The following is a 17,711-nucleotide window of genomic DNA, read 5'->3' on the forward strand; positions in this document are numbered from 1 at the left end:
TTCTGGGCGCGTGGTGCCGGGAGATCGACGAGGTGCCGGTGCCGCGGCTGGTGGACCCGGAGCGCGCCGTCGACGTCGTCATCGAGGCGAAGAAACGCGGCCGGGGGGGGGCGGCCCCCCCCCCCCCGCCCCCCCCCACGTCGATCCGTGAAAGCAGTGATGACATGACTGTCCACGAAGTGGATGTCCTGATGATCGGGGCCGGCCCGGCGAACCTCGCGCTGGCCGTGGCCCTCGAGGAGTGCGGCCGGGCCGGCGTGGCCCGGAGCGCCATGGTTCTCGAGCAGTACGAAGACGTCAAGTGGCAGCGCAACCTGATGCTGCCGTGGGCGCGCAGCCAGGTGTCCTATGTGAAGGACCTGGTCACCCTGCGCAACCCGCGCAGCCGCTTCTCCTTCCTCAACTTCATGTACGAGCGCGGCGAGCTCGACGAGTTCGTCAACCTCGGCACCTTCAACCCGTTCCGCTGGCAGATCTCGGCCTACCTGCAGTGGGTCGCCGACTCGCTGGAGCAGGTCCGGGTGCGCTACAACGCCCGCGCCGAGCGGGTCCTGCCGATCCACTCGGAGTCGGGCCAGGTGCTCGGCTTCACCGTCCCGCTGTCCGACGGCGACACGATCCTCTGCCGCGACCTCGTCGTCGGCGGCGGCCGCGACGCCCACGTGCCGGAGGTGTTCCGCGGGCTGCCGGCCGAGCGCGTCGTGCACAGCACCGAGTTCAGCACCCGGGTCGCCGAGACCGTGGGGCTGGCCCGCCCGGGCAAGCCGCTGCGGCCGGTCGTCGTCGGCGGTGCCCAGAGCGCGGCCGAGATGTTCATGGCCCTGCACCAGGAGGCGCCGGGCTCGTCCCCGACGCTGCTGCTGCGCGCGATCGCCCTGAAGGACTACCAGACCAGCAAGTTCGTCAACGAGCTGTTCTTCCCGTCCTTCGTGGACGAGTTCTTCACGATGTCGGAAGAGGCACGTGCGAAGGTGCTCGAGGAGATGCACCTGACCAACTACGGCGGCCTGGCCGGGCCGTTCCTCGAAGAGCTCTACACGATGCTCTACAAGCAGAAGATGCTCGGCCAGCCCGTTTCGACGATCCGCGGCTCCGCCGACGTCGTCGGCTCCCGGACGGAGTCCCTGCCCGGCGGCGGTGAGGAGCTCGTGCTCGACGTCCGCGACCTCAAGCACGGCACGGTCGAGCAGGTCCGCTGCGACGCGGTGTTCCTCGGTACCGGCTTCGACCCGCGGATGCCGTCGATGGTCCGCGGCCTGGCCGAGTCGATCGGCCTGGACGGCGTCTCCGTCAACCGCCGCTACCGCGCCGACCTCGGTGCCGGTGCCCACGGCGCGCTGTACCTGCAGGGCGTCAACGAGGCGACGCACGGCATCTCGGACTCGCTGATCAGCGTGCTGGCCCAGCGGTCGGCCGAGATCGCCGGGGACATCGTCGAGCGCCGCGTCACGGGCACAGGCCCCGACGAAGACCGCCGCCGCTCCGACGAGTCCGTGGGGGTGGGGGTGTGATCGACATCCGCCGGCTCGACCGCGACCACTTGGAGCGCGCGTACGGGCTCGACTCGCAGCGGCTGCTGCCCTGGCCGGAGCTCAACGCGCCGTTCGAAGGTGCCTGGTGCGTCCTGCGTCCCGGCACCACCTCCACCGCGCACTCCCACCACGAGTACGAGATCTTCATCGCCGTCTCGGGCACCGCGACCCTGGTCGTGGACGACGAGCCGCACCCCTTCACCGCCGGCGACGTCGTCCGGCTGCCCCCGGGGTCGACGCACTGCGTCACCAACCGGGGCGCGGCGGACTTCGAGTACTACGGCGTGTGGTGGGACTCGGAGATGGCGGACCGCTTCACCGCCCGGCACGAAGCAGGCGTGTCATGAACGCCCGCACGGTCGTCATCTCGCCCGCCCCGACGGCGAACGGCGACCTGCACCTCGGGCACATCGCGGGCCCGTTCCTGGCCGCGGACGTGCACACCCGCTACGCCCGGTCGCAGGGCCGGGAAGTGTTGCTGGGAACGGGTTTCCAGGACACCTCGACGTTCGTGGTGACGACCGCGCACCGGCGCGGGGTCACCCCGGCGGAGCTGGTTTCCACGTCGGCCGCGCAGATTTCGGCCAGCCTCGAAGCCATGGGTATCGGCGTCGACGGCTACACCGGCGACGACGACCGGTTCACCAAGTGGGTCGTCGACTTCGTCGGCCGGCTGTACTCGGCGGGCAAGCTGGAACTGCGCACGATGAAGTTCCCGTACTCCTCGCGGTCGGGGCAGTTCCTGGTGGACGGCTTCGCGTCCGGCAGCTGCCCGGAGTGTCTCGCCGAGGGCTGCGCGGGGCTGTGCGAGAGCTGCGGGCAGCTGGTCGCCGCGGGGGACCTGCTGGACGTCCGGTCCACTTTGGACCCGTCGGACCCCATGGTGCTGCGCGAAGCCGACGTGCTCGTGCTGCCGGTCGAACGGTACCGGGCACAGCTGCAGGAGCACTTCGCGGCGCACGCGTCGGGAATGCGGCCGCACATGGCGCAGGCGATGGCGGCGATGCTGTCGAAGCCGTTGCCGGACTTCCCGGTGACGTACCCGATCTCGTGGGGCATCGAGGTGCCCTTCCCCGAGGTCGCGGGACAGCGCGTCAACCCGAACGCCGAGCCGATGGCGTGGAGCATGCACGCCACCGCGCTGGCCGCGGAGAAGCGCTCGGGCGCCGGTTCGTCGGAGGACGCCTTGTGGCTGGCCGGCGCGGGTTCGGAGATCGTGTACTTCCTCGGGTTCGACAACATCTACCCGTTCGCGATCGCCGGCCCGGCCATGCTCCTGGCGCTGGACGGGCGCTACGACCTGCCGACGCGGTACCTGACCAACGAGTTCTACGAGCTGGACCACCGGAAGTTCTCCACCAGCCGCGGGCACGTGGTGTGGAGCCGGGAGCTGGCGGCCGAGGTGCCGCGCGACCTGATCCGGTTCCACCTGGCCGCGACGAGCCCGGAGCACCAGCGGACGAGCTTCACCCGGGACGGCCTGTCCCGGGTGACCTCGACGCGGCTCGTCTCCCCGTGGAACCGGGTGGCGGACAAGGTGAACCGGTGGGTCGGTATCGGTCCGCTGCCGGTGTCTTCGCGGTCGCGTCGCGCGGCTGCGCTGATGGCCGAGCGGTTCGCGGCGTCGTACGAGCTGGCGGGGTTCAGCCTGAACCGCGCGGCGGAGACGATCGCGGAGCAGCTGGCCCGCCTGGACGGCCGCGAGGTGACGGGCGCGAACGCGGGCGACTTCTGCTTCGAGGTCGACCGGCTGCTGCGTGGGGCCGCGCCGATCCTGGTGGATCTGGCCGAGCAGGCGCTCGGGGAGGACGCGGGAGTGGACGCGGAGTCGTTCACCCCGGCAGCCCTGCCGCGCTTGCGCCCGGCGGGGAGCGACCGATGAGCGCGGACACGTTGCCGGGCGCGGTGGTCGCCGCGCCCGGCGCCGGCCGGGATGGCCCGGCCGGCGCGGTGACTCGCGCGGGCTTGGAGGCCAGCGCGGGCCGGGGTGACCTGGGTCGGGCGGTGTCGCGGACGAACCCGGCGGCGACCGTCGACGCGCGGCAGGCAAGCGTGCTTGCCGGGTCCGGTGGGACCGCCACCTTACCGGGCGTGACGGGCGCCGGCACCCGGCAGGCGACCGCGATGGTCGCCGGCCGGGCCGCCACTCTGCCGGAGTCCGCCGTCGCCGTGCCCAGCATGGGGCTGGGCGGGCCGCTGTCCCCGGCGGATCTCCCGGCGAGCGCCGGGCACAACGGGCTGCTCGGCACCACCCTCGCCGCGGCGAACGCCCCACGCCCCGCCGTGGCCGCGTCCGGGGCCGGCCGGTCCGCTCGGCGTGGCAGCCTGCGGGTCGTCGTGGTCGGTGGGGGTATCACCGGGTTGCTCACCGCGATCCAGTGCGTCCTCGCCGGGCACCGCGTCGTCCTGCTCGAACGCGGCCCCGTGCCGCACCCCGGGTCCACCTCCTTCGACCAGCACCGCGCGCTGCGGGCGCTCGTCGTCGGGGACCGGGCCGCCACGCGGCGGGCCGCCGAGCTGCACCGGCGGTGGCGGGAGCTGGACATGCTGCTCTGCGACCACCTGCCGGGGGCCGGCCTCTACCGGCGCGTCGGGGTGCTCCAGGCCCTGCCGCCCGGTCTCGTGCCGTCGGCCGTCGCCACTGCGGGAGCCGCCGGGGTGCCCATCAGGATCGTGCACCCGTCCGCCTACCCCCTCATCGGGTTCCCGCGGGGCAGCGGCGCCGTGTTCGAGCCGCACGCCGGGACGCTGCTCGCCGACCGCGTGCTGCACGCCGCCGCGCGCTGGCTGCGGCACCACCCGGACGCCGAGCTGCGGCCCGGCCGGGAAGCCGTCGCCATCGACCCGGACCAGGCGAAAGTCCACCTGGCCGATGGCACGACCGTGACCGGCGAAGCCGTCCTCGTCGCCGCGGGTCCCTGGACCGCGGCGCTGGTCGACCAGCCGGTCGCGCTGCACCGGCAGACGATGGTCTACCTGCGCCCGCCCGCCGCGCTCGCCCACGCCTGGGCGGCGACGCCCACCGCGGGCGGGATCGGTGCCGACGGCCGGGCGTGGCTGCTGCCCTCGGTGGCGGGCACGCTGCTCAAGGTCAGCACCGACGCCGTCCGGCGCGAGGTGCCCACCCTGTCCGGCCCCGACGACAACGCGGGCTGGGCGGCCCGCGTACTGGCCGCCGGCATCGTGTCCGATGTGGACGGTTACGACGTCGTGCGCGTCAAGCACTGCCACTACGCCACCTCCGACGGTGACGAAACCGGCTTCGTCCGCATCGGGCCCGCCGCCTGGGCCCGCCCGGCCAGCGGCGCCGACGGCTTCCGCACCGCCCCGCTGGCCGCGGACGCCGTCGTCGCCGAGCTCGCCGCCCAGCCTTCCTTCCTCTGACCCCGAAAGGACTTTCGATGACCTCGAACCCGGGTGCGCTGCTCGTCATCGGCAGCGGCCTCAAGCTCTACCGCGAATACCTCGTCCGCTCCGTGGCCGACCGGGCCCGCGAAGCCGGGCTGCGGCTGGTCCTGATCAACAACCTCAAGCCGACCTGGCAGCACGAGTACTTCGACGACATCACCGTGGTCAACGTCTTCGACCACGCGCTGCTCGCCGAGACCGCCCGTGAGCTGGCGACGCAGTACACCGTGGCCGGCGTGCTCTGCTGGGACGAGCCGCTGGTCATGCCGGCGGCCGAGCTGGCCGACGAGTTCGGGGTGCCCGGCCTGAGCATCCCCGGCGTGCACGGCTGCCGCGACAAGCACAGCTGCCGCGTCCGGCTCACCGCCGCCGGCCTGCCGCAACCCGGCTTCCACCTGGCCATCGACCTCGACGACGCCCGCGCGGCGGTCGCCCGCATCGGCTTCCCGGTGGTCGTCAAGCCCCGCGCGCTCGGCGCCAGCATGGGCGTCTCCCTCGCCCGTGACGCGGGGGAGTTCGACGCCGCCTACCGCGTCGCCCACGAGGCCAGCCTCGTCGGCGACGAGCCCTTCCGCGGCGGCGCGATCATCGAAGGTTTCGCCGACGGCCCCGAGATCAGCATCGACGGCGCTGTCCACAAGGGCGAGTACCTGCCGATGTTCATCGCCCGCAAGAGCACCGGGATGCCGCCGTTCTTCGAGGAGACCGGCCACCTCGTCGACTCCGCCGACCCGCTGCTGCGCGACGAGGAACTGTTGCGCGTCCTGGCCGAAGCCCACCGCGTGCTCGGCATCGAGAACGGCATCACCCACACCGAGGTCCGGCTGACCGAGCGCGGTCCGGTGATCATCGAGATCAACGGCAGGCTCGGCGGCGACCTCATCCCGCTGCTCGGCAAGACGGCCACCGGCATCGACCCGGGCAGCGTGCTGTTCGACGTCGCGACCGGCCAGCGCCCGGACGTCACCCCGACGCGGTCCGGGGTCGCCGGCATCGGGTTCGGCTACCCGGACCACGACTGCGTCGTGCACTCGGTCGAGGTGCCGTGGGAGGCTCCCGGGCTGATCATGGCGTCGCCGATGGTCGAGCCGGGCACCACGCTGCGGCTGCCGCCGGGCGGCTACATCGCACGCCACTCGTTCGTCGTGTGCGAGGCCGACGACACCGACACCTGCCGGCAGCGGCTGGCCCACGCGGCCTCGCTGGTCGAGGTGGACGCCGTCGAGATCGAACCGCCGCCCGCCGGCACGACGCTGGCGATGCCGGCCGGACTCCTGGACGTGGACGAATGAGCATCCACTACGACGGCCGCCGGTTCCGCACGCTGGGCGGTGGCGACGGCACCTACGCGGAGTACCGCCAGCACGGCGACCTGGTGTGGGCGGAGTTCGAGGGCGGCCACGTCCTGCGCGGCACGGTGACCGGCACCTGCGACGCCGGCGGCGTCCTGCGGCTGGCCTACACGATGGTCCTGGCGAGTGGCGAGGTGATCGCCGGGCACAGCACCAACACCCCGCAGTGGCACGGCGGCACCCTGGTGCTGCGCGAGGTCTGGGAACGCTACGGCGAGCACGCGGCCGCCGGCGTCTCCTACCTCGAAGAGGTCGCCGAGGCGGTCGCGTCATGACCGCCTGGGACGGCCTGCGCGGCCTCGGCGAGCTCCGGTTCCCCGGCGACCCCGGCTTCGCCGCCGTGTCGCCGGTGAACCGGCGGTTCGCCGCCACCCGCCCCGCGGCGGTGCTCACCGTGACGAGCGCGGGCGACGTCGCCCGTGCCGTCGGGTGGGCCCGCGCGGAGTCGGTGCCGGTGACGGTCCGCGGCGGCGGGCACAGCTACGCGGGCCACTCGGCGGGGCCCGGCCTGGTGCTCGACCTGCGGCGGCTGTCCGGGATCCGCGTCGATCGCGGCACCGGGCGGGTCACCGTCGGCGGCGGCACCCCGATGAAGGCGCTCTACGCGGGGTTGCGGCCGTGGGACCTGACGTTCCCGCTCGGCAACTCCGACACCGTCGGCATCGGCGGCCTGACCCTCGGCGGCGGTGTCACGACGATCTCCCGCGCGCACGGCCTGACGTGCGACGCGCTGGTCTCGACCGACGTCGTGCTCGCGGACGGCCGGGTCGTCACGGCGTCGGCGTCGGAAAACCCGGACCTGTTCTGGGCCTGCCGCGGCGGCGGGGGCGGCAACTTCGGCGTGAACACGGGCTTCACGTTCCAGGCGCGCCCGGCCCCGGCCGGCTCGACGTGCGTCGTGCTCTGGGCGTGGCCGCACGCGGTCGAGGTCCTCGCGGTGATGCAGGAGATCATGCTCGCCGCGCCGGAGGAGTTCTCCGCGCGGATCGGCATCGCGCGCTCGGCGGGCGACGACGGCGTCGTCTCCGTGGTGGGCCACCACCTCGGCCCGGCCTCGGAGCTGTGGGAGCTGCTGGCGCCGGCGTTCGCCGTCGCGGCGCCCGACCGGGTCGACATCGAAGACCGGGACTTCTGGGACGCGGCGTCCTTCCTGCACCACAGCAGCGAAGGCGGGGCGTTCGCGGTCCGTACGCGGTGCACGCCGCACGCGATCGCGGACGCCGGGCTGGAGGCGCTCGTCCGGGCGGTCGAGAAGTGGCCCGGCAGCGGCAATCCCGACGGCGCCGGGGCGGCGTTGTTCGCGTGGGGCGGGGCGATCGGCCGCGTCCCGGTGGCGGACACCGCGTTCCCGCACCGGGACACGAAGTTCCTGCTGAGCCTGGACACGTCGTGGGCCGAGCAGGACACGCCCGGAGTGGTCGCGGCGAACCTGGACTGGCTGCACGCGCTGCACGCCGAGACGGGCGAGTTCGCGCCGGACGCGTCCTACGTCAACTTCACCGATCCGGACCTCGAGGACTGGCGCGGCGCCTACTACGGCCCGAACGCCGCCCGGCTCGCCGAGGTCAAGCGCCGGTACGACCCCGACCGGTTCTTCTCGTTCCCGCAGGCGTTGTGATGACCATGGCACCCGACCTGCGTGGCGCGATGCGCACCTTCGCGACCGGCGTGTGCGTCGCCACGACGTACCGCGACACCCCCGGCGGCCGGCGGCACGACGCCGTGACCGTCAACTCCCTGGGGTCGATCTCCCTCGACCCGCCGCTGGTTTCGCTGTCGTTCCGCAAGGAGTCGGCGTTCCTGGCGGACCTCCTCGAAACCGGCCGCTGGGTGGTGTCGATCCTGCCGGCAGACGCGCGGGACGTGGCTCGGCGGTTCGCCGGCCCGCGTGCGTCGCGCTTCTCCGAAATTGCTGTCCTGGAGGCTAAGCCGGGGGAGCGGACGGGAGCGCTCGTGCTGGACGGCGCGAGCTGGCTGGAGTGCGCCCTGGCCGAGAAGTTCGACCTGGGCGACCACACGCTGGTGGTCGGCGAGGTGCTGGCCACGGGCCACGACCGGCACGCACCGGCCCTGGTGTTCGTCCACGGCGGCTACCACGCGGTGACCGACCCGCGGCACGTCGCCGGGCCGGGGCAGTGGGGCGAGGCGCTCTAGCGGTCATGTCCGAATCCGGCTAGCCCGGCCACCCCGGGCCGGGCATGCTCGTCGGAGTGAGTGAAGACGCGATGCGCTGGAGCGGCCAGCGCACGGACCGGGTCGACGAAGGAACGCTGCCGGGCCTGGCCCGGCTGACCGGGTTCGTGCGCAGTGTCCGCACGCCGGAGTTCCGGGACGTGACGTTCCACGAGGTGCTCGCGAAGAGCGCGCTGAACCACGTCCCGGCGGACGCGCGCATGCTGCCGGGCGAGTACACGATGAACCCGTACCGCGGGTGTACTCACGCTTGTCAGTACTGCTTCGCGAGGCCGACCCACACGCGCCTCGGCCTGAACGTGGCCGGCGACTTCGACAACGAGATCATCGTCAAGACGAACATCGTGGAGGTGCTGCGCAACGAGCTGGCGCGGAAGAGGAAGCTCCCCCCGCGCGTGGCGTTCGGCACGAACACGGACGTGTACCAGCGCGCGGAGGGCCGGTACGAGCTGATGCCGGGCATCATCGACGCGCTGACGGGGCACCGGGTACCGTTCTCGATCCTGACGAAGGGGCCGCTGATCCGCCGCGACCTCGACCTGCTGGCCCGGGCGGCCGAGCGGACGACGGTGCACTTGGGTGTGTCGCTGTCGATGCTGGACGAGGAGCTGCAGCAGTCGGTGGAGTTCGGCACGGCAACGACAACGGCCCGCTTGGCAACGATCCGCGCGATCCGCGACGCGGGGCTCGAGTGCACGGTGTTCCTGTCGCCGATCCTGCCGCACTTGTCGGATTCGCCTGCCCAGCTGGAGTCCTTGGTGTCCGCGGTGGCTTCGGCGGGGGCGACGGATGTGCTGTACCACCCGCTGTATTTGTCCAGCGCGGTGAAGGACGTGTTCTTCGCTTGGTTGCGGCGGACGTATCCGTCGTTGGTGGCGGAGTACACGCGGTTGTATTCGTCGGGCTCGGAGACGTCGTACCGGCACGAGATCGGGGCCCGGATCCGTCCGTTGATCGCGAAGTACGGGTTTCCGGAGCCGGACGAGACGATCGAGGACAAGTTCGCACTGAACGGGCGGCGGGAGCAGCAGCCTCCTGAGGAGCCGGCTCAGGCGACGTTGTTTTGATGACGTGGGTGTGGGCCCGTAGCCGGTTGGTTGCGGGCCTTTCCCTGTGTTCATGCTGCGAATGGCAGTGGTTGGTGGAGGTTGTTGCGCCTGGGTTTTCGGCGTTTGTCGAGGAATGTCGGTGGGAGGAATTCGGGTAGGCCGTCGGTGGCGATGCGGACTTGCCAGCCGGAGCGGTGCAGGAGTCGGTGGTGGTGGGCGCACATGAGGACCAGGTTGCCCAGCTCAGTGGCCCCGCCGTCGGCCCAATGCCGGACGTGGTGGCCGTGACAGTGTCGGGGTGGGCGGTGGCAGCCGGGGAATGCGCAGCCGCGGTCGCGGAGGTAGAGGGCGCGGCGGAGTGGGGTGGAGATGAGGCGGCGTTGGCGGCCGAGGTCGAGGGGTTCGCTCTTGCTGCCGAGGACTGCGGGGATGAGCATGCAGTCGCAGGCGTGGATTCGGGCTTCGGCTGCGGAGATGGTGCCGAGGTCGCCGAGGGTGGCCCGGCCGGTGCCTACCTTGGGGGCGGTACCGGTACCGCCGAGGGTGGCCTGACCGGTAGTGGGCCTGGGCGTGGTCCCGGTGTTGACGAGCGTGGCCCGGCCGTCAACGGCCTTCGCACGGGTCCAGGATTCGCCGAATGTGGCCTGACCGGTGGCGGGCATGGTGCCGGTGTTGCCGAGGGGCGCCGTGCCGGTGCCGACCTTGGGCATGGTGTCGCCGAGGATTGTTGTGGCGAGGCCGGACTTCAGGTCCTCCAACGACACCGCGATCATCACGTGGGCTCGTTCGCCGGCCTGCAGCGGCAACTCTGGGGAGTTGAACGCCAGGTCGATCGCGTCGGAGAACGCATCCCCGTAGCGTTCCAGTGGGGAACGTAAGTCTGGGCCTTCGTCGGTCGTGCGGCGTTGTGCGAGGGAGTCGAGCAGGGCGCTGGCTCGGGCGCCGGTCTCGTCGTCGAAACGGCCGTTCAGTTCCCAGAACCCGGTTCTTTTGCGGCGCAACGACAGTTCGCGGCTGAGCGTGGCCGGCTCGGTCTCGTCGGGTTCGGTGCCGTCGGGGTCCAGGTGGGCCAGGATGCGGGCGCCGAGCGCGGCGACCTGCTTGTGGCCGGCCTCGGAAGCGAAGGACAGTAAGTGCTGCTCGGCGTCGTCTCGGTGCTCGGGTGGGATTTGGGTCATCACGCCGACGATCGTGTCGATCATCGGGGTGCTTAGCCGACCGTCCGAAGCTGCAAAGCCGGTGGCGGGAGCGACGGCGGGGATGGGGGTGCCGTCGAGGGTGTGGGTAGGTGTGAGGGCTCGGGCCCGTTTGACCACGGTCTCGGCAGCGGACTTGGAGATGTCGGCGAGGTGTTCGAAGAGTCTTGCGGCAGAACGGTATCCGAACAACTCCATGACACCGCGGGACTCGATTTCCACGAGCAGAGAACCGATCTCAGCCTCAGCAGACCGCGCAACAGTGAGCAGCGCGGAGATGCGGTCGGCCAAGGCCACCGCATCCGCTTTCCACACCGCTTCGCTGTCCACACAACAAGATTACCAACATTCGAACACATGTCATCACTCGAAAGAATGATCCCGAGCAAGTCCGGCAGGGACACCGTTGCGTGGGGAATCGGCGCTCCCGCACCGAGCGGCAAGCGACCACACGAAGCGCCGATTTCCCACGCCCCGGCGAAGCCGGATCTCTAAAAGTCAGGAGCCCAAAGCCCATCAGCATCCTCAGTCTCCAACCGCCCCGATAGACCCCGATCTTCCGATCGATCAACTGAAAGTTCTCCTCCCGCTCAGCCAACCGAGCCAGCACCTCACCCGATGAGCCTCGAGCAACTCCAGCTGTTCCGGCTCATTTCCCCGCCCAGCACCAACCAATTCGGCATACCGCCGCCGCCCGCCGGAGGTGCGGTCGACGCGCGTGACCACCAGGCCAGCGCGTTCGTAGTACCGCAGCGTGTGCGCGCTGACCCCCGTGCGGCGCGCCGCCTCGGCAATGGTCAGGCCGTCGACGCCATGAAAGTTCCGGTTCTGGCCATCTGCTGCGCCAGCATCGTCGCCGTCATGGACATCTCGATCGTCACTGTTGCCCTGCCGTCGATCCGCGACGAGTCTGCAGTGGACAGTCGACGCCTGCACGCTGGTGCTGGCCGGGTTCCTCGTGCTCGCCGGGTCGACCGCCGACCGGTTCGGGCGCAAGCGCGTCTTCCTCACCGGCCTCACCGTCTTCGGGCTCGGGTCGTTGCTGTGCAGCGTGGCGCCCGGCATCGGCCGGCTGATCGCCGCCCGCGCCGTCGAAGCCGTCGATGGCACCATGCTCAACCCGGTCGCCCTGGCCATCGTCGTCACCACCTTCCCCGCGCCGGCCGACCGCGCCCGCGCCATCGGCGTGTTCGGCTCGATGTCCGTACTCGCGCTCGCGCTCGGCCCCATCCTCGGCGACAGCCTGGGCTGGCGGCCGTCTTCTGGGGCAACGTGCCGATCATCGCTGTCGCGATCGCCGCCACCGTCGCGTTCGTGCCCGAGTCCCGCGCGGCTCGGGCGTGGCTAGGCCCGTCGACGCCGCTTCCGCTCGTGCTTGCGGACTACCTGCTGTTCGGCGTCTTCCTCGGCGCGGTCAACCCGCCGATCACCAACTCGGCCGTCTCCGGCCGCCAGACCGGCACCACCCTGGGCGTCGCACTCGGTGCCGGTGGCCGCGCTCAGCACCGGCCCGCACGCGAAGGCGACGGCCACGCGCGCGGCAATACTGTTCGCCGAGGTCGAAGGAGTCAACCTCCGGCGACCGACGGGATGATCTGCACCTCGCCGCGGTCGCGCAACGCCGCCGAGGGGCCGCCGCGGTGGCGGCACTCCTCGCCGTCGACGTAGAAGTTGACGTAGCGGCGCAGCCCCGCCTGCTCGTCGCGCAGCCGCCGCTCCAACGCGGGATACCGCTGCGCGAGCACGTCGAGCAGAGCGCCCAGCGTGGCCGGCTCGCCGATCTCGACGTCCAGCCGGGACTCGCCGCCGGTCTTCTCCCGCAGGGGCCCGGGCACCAGCACGGTGATCCGCACGGTCACACCGTCGCCGCGCGGACGCTCAGCACGTCCGGCAGGTGCGAGACGACCAGTTCCCAGCTGTCGCCGTCGTCCCGGCTGGCGTAGACGTCGCCGGTCCGCGAGCCGAAGTACACCCCGGCCGGGTCGGCGTCGTCGGCGCACATCGCGTCGCGCATGACCCCGGCCCAGTACCCGTCCGGCAGCCCCGCGCCCACGGCCTCCCACGACTTCCCGGCGTCCTCGCTGCGGTACACCCGGCACCGGCCTTCGGGCGGGAACCGCATGACGTCGGCGGTCAGCGGGAACGTGTAGATCACCTCGGGCCGGTGCGGGTGGACGACCATCGGGAAGCCGAAGTCGCTGGGCAGGCCGTCGGCGATGGACTGCCAGCTCGCCCCGGCGTCGTCGCTGCGGTAGACGCCGTGGTGCACCTGCGCGAAGAACCGGTCCGGCGCGCTCGGGTGCATCGCGACCTTGTGCACGCAGTGGCCGTACTCGGGGTACGGGTCGGGCACGTGCACGGCCTTGATGCCGGTGTTGCTCGCCCGCCAGGACTCGCCGCCGTCCTCGGTGCGGTAGACGCCGCCGGTCGACATCGCCACGGTGACGCGGCCCGGCTCGACCGGGTCCGGGAGGACCGTGTGGATCGCCTTGCCGCCGCCCCCGGGCGTCCAGTGCTCGCGGTGCGGGTGGTCCCACAGGCCGCGGACCAGCTCGAACGTCCGGCCGCCGTCGGCCGACCGGAACAGTGCGGACGGCTCGGTGCCGGCGTAGACGACGTCCGGTTCGCTCACCGGCCCTGGCACGAGCTGCCAGGCGCGGACCAGGGACTCGGCGGTGTCCGGCGGGAACGCGATGGGGGCGTGGTCGGGCTCCTGCCAGGTCGCGCCCAGGTCGTCACTCGTGGCGACGCTCGGCCCGAAGTGCTCGCTGGTGACCCCGGCCAGCAGCCGCGGCGCCGCGCGGCGCGTGTCGATGCCGACCGCGTACACCTCGGTCATCGGGTGGTGGGGGCCGGTCACCGCCCAGCTCGTGCGGTCGTCCGTGCTGGTCGCCAGCCACAGACCCTTGCGCGTGCCGATCGCGAGCAGAACGGACATAAGGCACCCTTCCTCCCAGTGACCCGCGTCACAGTACCCTGCCGGAAAATCTTCGGAAAATCTTCGGGGAAAAATGTCGAACGCCGCGAGCGGCCGATCGACGCGGGGGTGAAGGCCGGTCGACGAGCCCGGGATGACCCGGGCCCCGGCCGACGAGAACAGGGAGAACGACCATGCGTTTCCTCATGATGCACCGGATCGACGAGAACGACCCGCAGGCGTGGAACCCCACCCCGGAGTTCGTGGAGAAGATGGGCGGGTTCGTCCAGGCGGCGGCCGAGAAGGGCATCCTGATCACGGCCGAGGGCGTGCACAAGTCGGACAAGGGGGCGCTCATCCGCAAGCCGCGCGGCGCGGCCATCCGCGTCACCGACGGGCCCTTCGCCGAGGCGAAGGAGGTCATCGGCGGGTTCGCGCTGATCAACGCCGCCGACCGGGCGGAGGCCGTCGAGTTCGCCAAGTCCTACGTCGAGCTGTTCGACAACGAGATCGAGGTCGAGGTGCGCCAGGTCGTCGAGTACGACGACCTGCCGGCGCAGGACTGACGGCCGCCGGTGGCGCTACGCTGGCCGGGAACCGACTCTGGGGGTAGAGCGATGTTCCTGGTCACCGGCGCCACCGGCAACGTCGGCGCGGAAGTGGTTGCGGCACTGGCGAAAGCGGGCGAACCGGTCCGGGCGCTGGTGCGCCGGCCGGACGTCGCGCTCCCGGACGGCGCCGAAGCCGTCACGGGCGATCTCAACGATCCCGCGAGTCTCGGCGACGCGCTCGAGGGCGTCGCCGGGATCTTCCTGCTGCCCGGCTACCACGACATGCCCGCCATGCTGGCTCGGGCGCGTGAGGCGGGCGTCCGCCGGATCGTGCTGCTGTCCGGTGGCTCGGCGGCGCTCGAGAACCTGGACAACGCGGTCTCGGCCTACATGACCCTGGCCGAACGCGCGGTGCGGGAGTCGGGGCTGGACTGGACGTTCCTGCGCCCGCGCGCGTTCATGGCGAACGCGCTGCGCTGGCTGCCGCAGCTGCGCGAGGGCGACACGGTCCGCGCGCAGTTCCCGCAGGTCGCGGCCGCGTCCGTCGATCCGGCGGACATCGCCGCGGTGGCGGCGCGGGCGCTCGCGGGCGGCCACGAAGGCCGGATCCACGACCTGACCGGCCCGGTGGCGCTGCGGCCCGCCGACCAGGTCGCGGTGCTGGCGGAGGTGCTCGGCCGGAAGCTGGAGTTCGTCGGCCTGCCGGACGACGAGACGCGCGCCGAGCTGGAAGCGACCATGCCGCGCGAGTACGTCGAAGCGTTCTGGGACTTCTACGTCGGCGGAACCCTGGACGAAGCGACCGTGTACCCGACGGTGGCCGAGGTGACGGGCCGGCCCGCCCGCACGTTCGCCGACTGGGCCGAGGCGCACGCGGACGCGTTTTCCTGACAGCTCCCGGACAGTTCCGGCGGACCGTTGTGCTCCGCCGGGCGTCACGCCAAGGTGGACCCCGGCCGGGAGGGGGAGCGTGAGCGACAAAGAGCGGGCCAGGGTGGATCTTTCCGCGGTCCTGGGGGTGGTGCTCGCCGTCCCGGTGGTCGCCAGCAGCCTGTTCGTGCTGGCCCTGCTCGGAAAACTGGTCTGGCCGGCGTACTTCTGGGTGTTCCCGGCCGGCTGGGCGGTGGCCGGCGCGATCACGTTCGTCCCCGTCTACGAGCACGTCGTGCTGTCCGTGCTGCTCAAGATGCGCGAGCCCAGCCAACGCGAGCTGACCTGGCTCACGCCGAGCTGGGCGGCCGTCTGCGCCGCGGCCGGCGTCGACGGCGGCCGGTACCGGCTGTGGGTCGAGCCCTCGCGCGAATTGAACGCCTTCGCCGCCGGGGGCCGGACCGTCGCGGTGACCCGGGCCGCCCTCGACCTGGAGCGCCCGGGTCTGGAAGCGATCCTCGCCCACGAGCTGGGCCACCACCTCTCCGGGCACACGCGGGCCACCCTGCTGATCCACTGGCTCGAGCTGCCGGCCCGGGTGCTGGCGCGGCTGATCCGGCTGATCGCCTGGGTCGTACCGCACGTCGGCCGGGCGTTCCGCTCCTTCGGCCGGTCGGCCGAGGTGCTGGTCACCGTGCTGCTCAGCCTCGGCATCCTCACCGCGCTCGCGTTCCTCGACCCCTGGCTGCTGCTGACACCGCTGCTCGGCCCGGTGCTCGCCTGGTCGAAGCGGCTCGGCGAATACCGGGCCGACCGGATGGCGGCGCGGCTCGGGTACGGCCGGGAGCTGGCGCTGCTGCTCAAGGCGTGGAGCCTGCGCGACCGCGGTGACGAGCGCCGGCTGTGGTCCCGGCTGATGGCCGGGCACCCTGCCCACATCGACCGGGTCAAGCGGCTGAAGGACCTCGGCGTCAGGCTGTGAGGACGGTGAGCACGACCTTGCCCGCCGCGCGCCCCTCGTGGAGGTGGCCGAGCGCGGCGGCGGCGTCGGCGAGGGGGTAGGTCCGGTCGAGCACCGGGGTGAGCTTCCCGGCCTCGATCAGGTCCCGCAGGTCGTCGAGGTCCGCGCCGCGCACGCGGGAAACGAGCCCGCACAACCGCTGCCGCACGAACGGGTTCAGCAGCGCCGCCCGGAACACCCGCTGGATGCCGCCGAGCCACCTGCGGCCGTTTTCGCCGCCGACGATCACGAGCGTGCCGCGCGGGGTCAGCGACCGGCGCAGGGTGCTCAGTGAGCGTAGGCCCGCGGTGTCCACGATCAGGTCGTACCGTCGGCCCGCGAAGTCCTCGCGCGTGTAGTCGACTACGTGCTCGGCGCCGAGCGTGCGGACCAGGTCCGTCTTGGCGGTGCTGCACACCCCCGTGACCTCCGCGCCGGACGCCTTGGCCAGCTGGACCGCGAAGGTGCCGATGCCGCCCGCCGCCCCGATGACCAGGACGCGCTGCCCGGCCTGGACGCGGCCGACGTCGCGCAGAGCCTGCAGGGCGGTGCCGCCGGAAACCAGCACGGCGGCCGCCTGCTCGAAGGAGAGACGGGCGGGTTTCGCCGCGACGAGGTGCTGCTTCGCGACGGCGTACTCGGCGAACGCGCCTTCGCAGACGCCGAACACCTCGTCACCCGGGCGGACCCGCGTGACGCCGTCGCCGACCTCTTCGACCGTCCCGGCGAAGTCGAGGCCGCGCACCGGCGGCTTCGGCCGGCGCAGCCCGAAACCCAGCAGGCGCAGCAGGTACGGGTGCCCGGTGGTCAGGTGCCACACGCCCGGGTCGACGCCGGCCGCGTGCACGCGCACGAGGACCTCGCCGGCACCGGGCGACGGTCTGCCGAGGTCGCGGAACTCGAGGACGTCCGGGCTGCCGTAGCGGTCTTGGACGATCGCTTTCATGGTGACTCCTCCGGGTACTGGAACACTTCTTCGAGCGGGACGCCGAACACGTGCGCGATCTGGAACGCCAGCTCGAGCGAGGGCGAGTACCGGCCCTGCTCGATCGCGATGACGGTCTGGCGGGTGACGCCGATCCGGGCGGCGAGGTCGGCCTGGGTCAGCCGGCCGTGCGCGAACCGGAGGGCGCGGATCGCGTTGGTGACGCGGGTCGGTTTCACCACGGCTGGAAACCCCGGCGGTAGGCGAAGATCCGGGCGGCCGACCCGAGGATCGCCGAGAGCGTGAACGCCAGGTAGACGGCGTTGGCGATCCAGAAGTGCGGTGCTTCGGCCATCGCCAGCAGCAGCGCCGCGACGGCGCCGATGACGACGAACGAGTGGCCGACGTACTCGCCGAACCGGCCGATCTCGCGGTCGCGCTGGTCCTTCCCGCCGTCCTTCGAGACCATCGCGGCGAGGATGCTGAGCACGATCGACGCGACGATCGACGCGCCGACCGTCCACATCAGCGTCGCGACGTACGGGACTTCGGCCAGCGGCCGCCCGCCGGCCCGGCCGAGGACCACGACCAGGTACACCGCGTAGCTCACTATCGCGGCGATCCCGAGGATCCAGGCGCGCTTCTCTTCGTGGGTCACCGTGTCAAGGTAAAACAAACCAGACATCGTGTCAAAGTTTCTTGACATGAGAAAATTATC

The 17,711-nt window shown here is 71.9% G+C and carries 20 protein-coding genes; 13 read left to right on the forward strand and 7 right to left on the reverse strand.

Annotated features, from left to right (window positions below):
- The first annotated feature begins 164 nt into the window (after positions 1 to 164).
- Genes QQ657_RS34165 through QQ657_RS34205 form a run of 9 tightly spaced genes read left to right on the forward strand, consistent with a single transcriptional unit; the run spans position 165 to position 9,552 of the window.
- Positions 165 to 1,511: a SidA/IucD/PvdA family monooxygenase gene (locus tag QQ657_RS34165; RefSeq protein ID WP_284746432.1), complete on the forward strand. Its 1,347-nt coding sequence runs from the start codon at positions 165 to 167 to the stop codon at positions 1,509 to 1,511.
- The gene (locus QQ657_RS34170; RefSeq protein WP_350310727.1) at positions 1,508 to 1,879 is read left to right on the forward strand and encodes a cupin domain-containing protein; all 372 of its coding nucleotides are present in this window, start codon (positions 1,508 to 1,510) and stop codon (positions 1,877 to 1,879) included. The genes QQ657_RS34165 and QQ657_RS34170 overlap by 4 nt, the downstream gene beginning before the upstream one ends.
- Complete coding sequence (locus QQ657_RS34175; protein WP_284746433.1) at positions 1,876 to 3,414, forward strand: class I tRNA ligase family protein; 1,539 nt, start codon at positions 1,876 to 1,878, stop codon at positions 3,412 to 3,414. Before QQ657_RS34170 ends, QQ657_RS34175 begins: the two co-directional genes overlap by 4 nt.
- Positions 3,411 to 4,916 carry an FAD-dependent oxidoreductase gene (locus QQ657_RS34180; protein ID WP_284746434.1) on the forward strand — a complete coding sequence of 502 codons (1,506 nt, stop codon included), beginning with the start codon at positions 3,411 to 3,413 and terminating at the stop codon, positions 4,914 to 4,916. The genes QQ657_RS34175 and QQ657_RS34180 overlap by 4 nt, the downstream gene beginning before the upstream one ends.
- A gap of 17 nt (positions 4,917 to 4,933) precedes the next feature.
- Positions 4,934 to 6,232, forward strand: coding sequence for an ATP-grasp domain-containing protein (locus QQ657_RS34185; RefSeq protein WP_284746435.1), 1,299 nt, complete (start codon positions 4,934 to 4,936; stop codon positions 6,230 to 6,232).
- A complete protein-coding gene (locus QQ657_RS34190) occupies positions 6,229 to 6,567 on the forward strand; it encodes an avidin-fold protein (protein ID WP_284746436.1) in 339 nt (112 codons plus the stop codon). The genes QQ657_RS34185 and QQ657_RS34190 overlap by 4 nt, the downstream gene beginning before the upstream one ends.
- Positions 6,564 to 7,910 carry an FAD-binding oxidoreductase gene (locus QQ657_RS34195; RefSeq protein ID WP_284746437.1) on the forward strand — a complete coding sequence of 449 codons (1,347 nt, stop codon included), beginning with the start codon at positions 6,564 to 6,566 and terminating at the stop codon, positions 7,908 to 7,910. The genes QQ657_RS34190 and QQ657_RS34195 overlap by 4 nt, the downstream gene beginning before the upstream one ends.
- Entirely contained in the window at positions 7,910 to 8,446 is a 537-nt protein-coding gene (locus QQ657_RS34200) for a flavin reductase family protein (protein WP_284746438.1), read from the forward strand. The genes QQ657_RS34195 and QQ657_RS34200 overlap by 1 nt, the downstream gene beginning before the upstream one ends.
- A 56-nt stretch (positions 8,447 to 8,502) precedes the next feature.
- Complete coding sequence (locus QQ657_RS34205) at positions 8,503 to 9,552, forward strand: radical SAM protein (protein WP_284746439.1); 1,050 nt, start codon at positions 8,503 to 8,505, stop codon at positions 9,550 to 9,552.
- A gap of 50 nt (positions 9,553 to 9,602) precedes the next feature.
- Here the strand turns inward: QQ657_RS34205 and QQ657_RS34210 are convergent, their stop codons facing one another.
- Positions 9,603 to 11,060 (reverse strand): HNH endonuclease signature motif containing protein, encoded by a 1,458-nt coding sequence (locus tag QQ657_RS34210; RefSeq protein WP_284746440.1) that lies wholly within the window; start codon positions 11,058 to 11,060, stop codon positions 9,603 to 9,605.
- A 237-nt stretch (positions 11,061 to 11,297) separates the two neighbouring features.
- Positions 11,298 to 11,666 carry a MerR family DNA-binding transcriptional regulator gene (locus tag QQ657_RS34215; RefSeq protein ID WP_284746441.1) on the reverse strand — a complete coding sequence of 123 codons (369 nt, stop codon included), beginning with the start codon at positions 11,664 to 11,666 and terminating at the stop codon, positions 11,298 to 11,300.
- Here QQ657_RS34215 and QQ657_RS34220 point away from each other — a divergent pair.
- Positions 11,614 to 12,078: an MFS transporter gene (locus QQ657_RS34220; RefSeq protein WP_284746442.1), complete on the forward strand. Its 465-nt coding sequence runs from the start codon at positions 11,614 to 11,616 to the stop codon at positions 12,076 to 12,078. The two genes, QQ657_RS34215 and QQ657_RS34220, sit on opposite strands and share 53 nt — an antisense overlap.
- Before the next feature lie 220 nt (positions 12,079 to 12,298).
- Here QQ657_RS34220 and QQ657_RS34225 read toward each other — a convergent pair whose 3' ends face one another.
- Both QQ657_RS34225 and QQ657_RS34230 read right to left on the reverse strand, forming a co-directional pair.
- On the reverse strand, positions 12,299 to 12,583 hold the full coding sequence (locus QQ657_RS34225; RefSeq protein WP_284746443.1) for a MoaD/ThiS family protein: 285 nt from the start codon (positions 12,581 to 12,583) through the stop codon (positions 12,299 to 12,301).
- A gap of 2 nt (positions 12,584 to 12,585) precedes the next feature.
- Entirely contained in the window at positions 12,586 to 13,668 is a 1,083-nt protein-coding gene (locus QQ657_RS34230) for an exo-alpha-sialidase (RefSeq protein ID WP_284746444.1), read from the reverse strand.
- A 173-nt stretch (positions 13,669 to 13,841) separates the two neighbouring features.
- Here QQ657_RS34230 and QQ657_RS34235 point away from each other — a divergent pair, with 173 nt between their 5' ends.
- The 3 genes from QQ657_RS34235 to QQ657_RS34245 all read left to right on the forward strand — a co-directional run bounded on the left by QQ657_RS34235 (position 13,842) and on the right by QQ657_RS34245 (position 16,050).
- A complete protein-coding gene (locus QQ657_RS34235) occupies positions 13,842 to 14,213 on the forward strand; it encodes a YciI family protein (protein ID WP_284746445.1) in 372 nt (123 codons plus the stop codon).
- A gap of 51 nt (positions 14,214 to 14,264) precedes the next feature.
- Positions 14,265 to 15,089 (forward strand): NAD(P)H-binding protein, encoded by an 825-nt coding sequence (locus tag QQ657_RS34240; protein ID WP_284746446.1) that lies wholly within the window; start codon positions 14,265 to 14,267, stop codon positions 15,087 to 15,089.
- A 79-nt stretch (positions 15,090 to 15,168) separates the two neighbouring features.
- The gene (locus QQ657_RS34245; RefSeq protein WP_284746447.1) at positions 15,169 to 16,050 is read left to right on the forward strand and encodes a M48 family metalloprotease; all 882 of its coding nucleotides are present in this window, start codon (positions 15,169 to 15,171) and stop codon (positions 16,048 to 16,050) included.
- Here the strand turns inward: QQ657_RS34245 and QQ657_RS34250 are convergent.
- From QQ657_RS34250 to QQ657_RS34260, 3 genes are read right to left on the reverse strand one after another with little or no spacing between them, the layout of a single operon-like run.
- Entirely contained in the window at positions 16,040 to 17,014 is a 975-nt protein-coding gene (locus QQ657_RS34250) for an NAD(P)-dependent alcohol dehydrogenase (protein WP_284746448.1), read from the reverse strand. The genes QQ657_RS34245 and QQ657_RS34250 overlap by 11 nt on opposite strands.
- Positions 17,011 to 17,235 carry a helix-turn-helix transcriptional regulator gene (locus QQ657_RS34255; RefSeq protein WP_284746449.1) on the reverse strand — a complete coding sequence of 75 codons (225 nt, stop codon included), beginning with the start codon at positions 17,233 to 17,235 and terminating at the stop codon, positions 17,011 to 17,013. Before QQ657_RS34255 ends, QQ657_RS34250 begins: the two co-directional genes overlap by 4 nt.
- On the reverse strand, positions 17,229 to 17,678 hold the full coding sequence (locus QQ657_RS34260) for a hypothetical protein (protein ID WP_284746450.1): 450 nt from the start codon (positions 17,676 to 17,678) through the stop codon (positions 17,229 to 17,231). The genes QQ657_RS34255 and QQ657_RS34260 overlap by 7 nt, the downstream gene beginning before the upstream one ends.
- Positions 17,679 to 17,711 lie beyond the last annotated feature (33 nt).

The organism is Amycolatopsis ponsaeliensis, from assembly GCF_030182635.1.
GTDB classification, from domain to species: Bacteria; Actinomycetota; Actinomycetes; order Mycobacteriales; family Pseudonocardiaceae; genus Amycolatopsis; species Amycolatopsis ponsaeliensis.

Coding starts and splice junctions, on each gene's coding strand:
- QQ657_RS34200 (WP_284746438.1), top strand. CDS start 7,910: ATGACCATGGCACCCGACCTGCGTGGCGCGATGCGCACCTTCGCGACC.
- QQ657_RS34230 (WP_284746444.1), bottom strand. CDS start 13,668: ATGTCCGTTCTGCTCGCGATCGGCACGCGCAAGGGTCTGTGGCTGGCG.
- QQ657_RS34195 (WP_284746437.1), top strand. CDS start 6,564: ATGACCGCCTGGGACGGCCTGCGCGGCCTCGGCGAGCTCCGGTTCCCC.
- QQ657_RS34180 (WP_284746434.1), top strand. CDS start 3,411: ATGAGCGCGGACACGTTGCCGGGCGCGGTGGTCGCCGCGCCCGGCGCC.
- QQ657_RS34235 (WP_284746445.1), top strand. CDS start 13,842: ATGCGTTTCCTCATGATGCACCGGATCGACGAGAACGACCCGCAGGCG.
- QQ657_RS34260 (WP_284746450.1), bottom strand. CDS start 17,678: ATGTCTGGTTTGTTTTACCTTGACACGGTGACCCACGAAGAGAAGCGC.
- QQ657_RS34240 (WP_284746446.1), top strand. CDS start 14,265: ATGTTCCTGGTCACCGGCGCCACCGGCAACGTCGGCGCGGAAGTGGTT.
- QQ657_RS34185 (WP_284746435.1), top strand. CDS start 4,934: ATGACCTCGAACCCGGGTGCGCTGCTCGTCATCGGCAGCGGCCTCAAG.
- QQ657_RS34250 (WP_284746448.1), bottom strand. CDS start 17,014: ATGAAAGCGATCGTCCAAGACCGCTACGGCAGCCCGGACGTCCTCGAG.
- QQ657_RS34190 (WP_284746436.1), top strand. CDS start 6,229: ATGAGCATCCACTACGACGGCCGCCGGTTCCGCACGCTGGGCGGTGGC.
- QQ657_RS34175 (WP_284746433.1), top strand. CDS start 1,876: ATGAACGCCCGCACGGTCGTCATCTCGCCCGCCCCGACGGCGAACGGC.
- QQ657_RS34165 (WP_284746432.1), top strand. CDS start 165: ATGACTGTCCACGAAGTGGATGTCCTGATGATCGGGGCCGGCCCGGCG.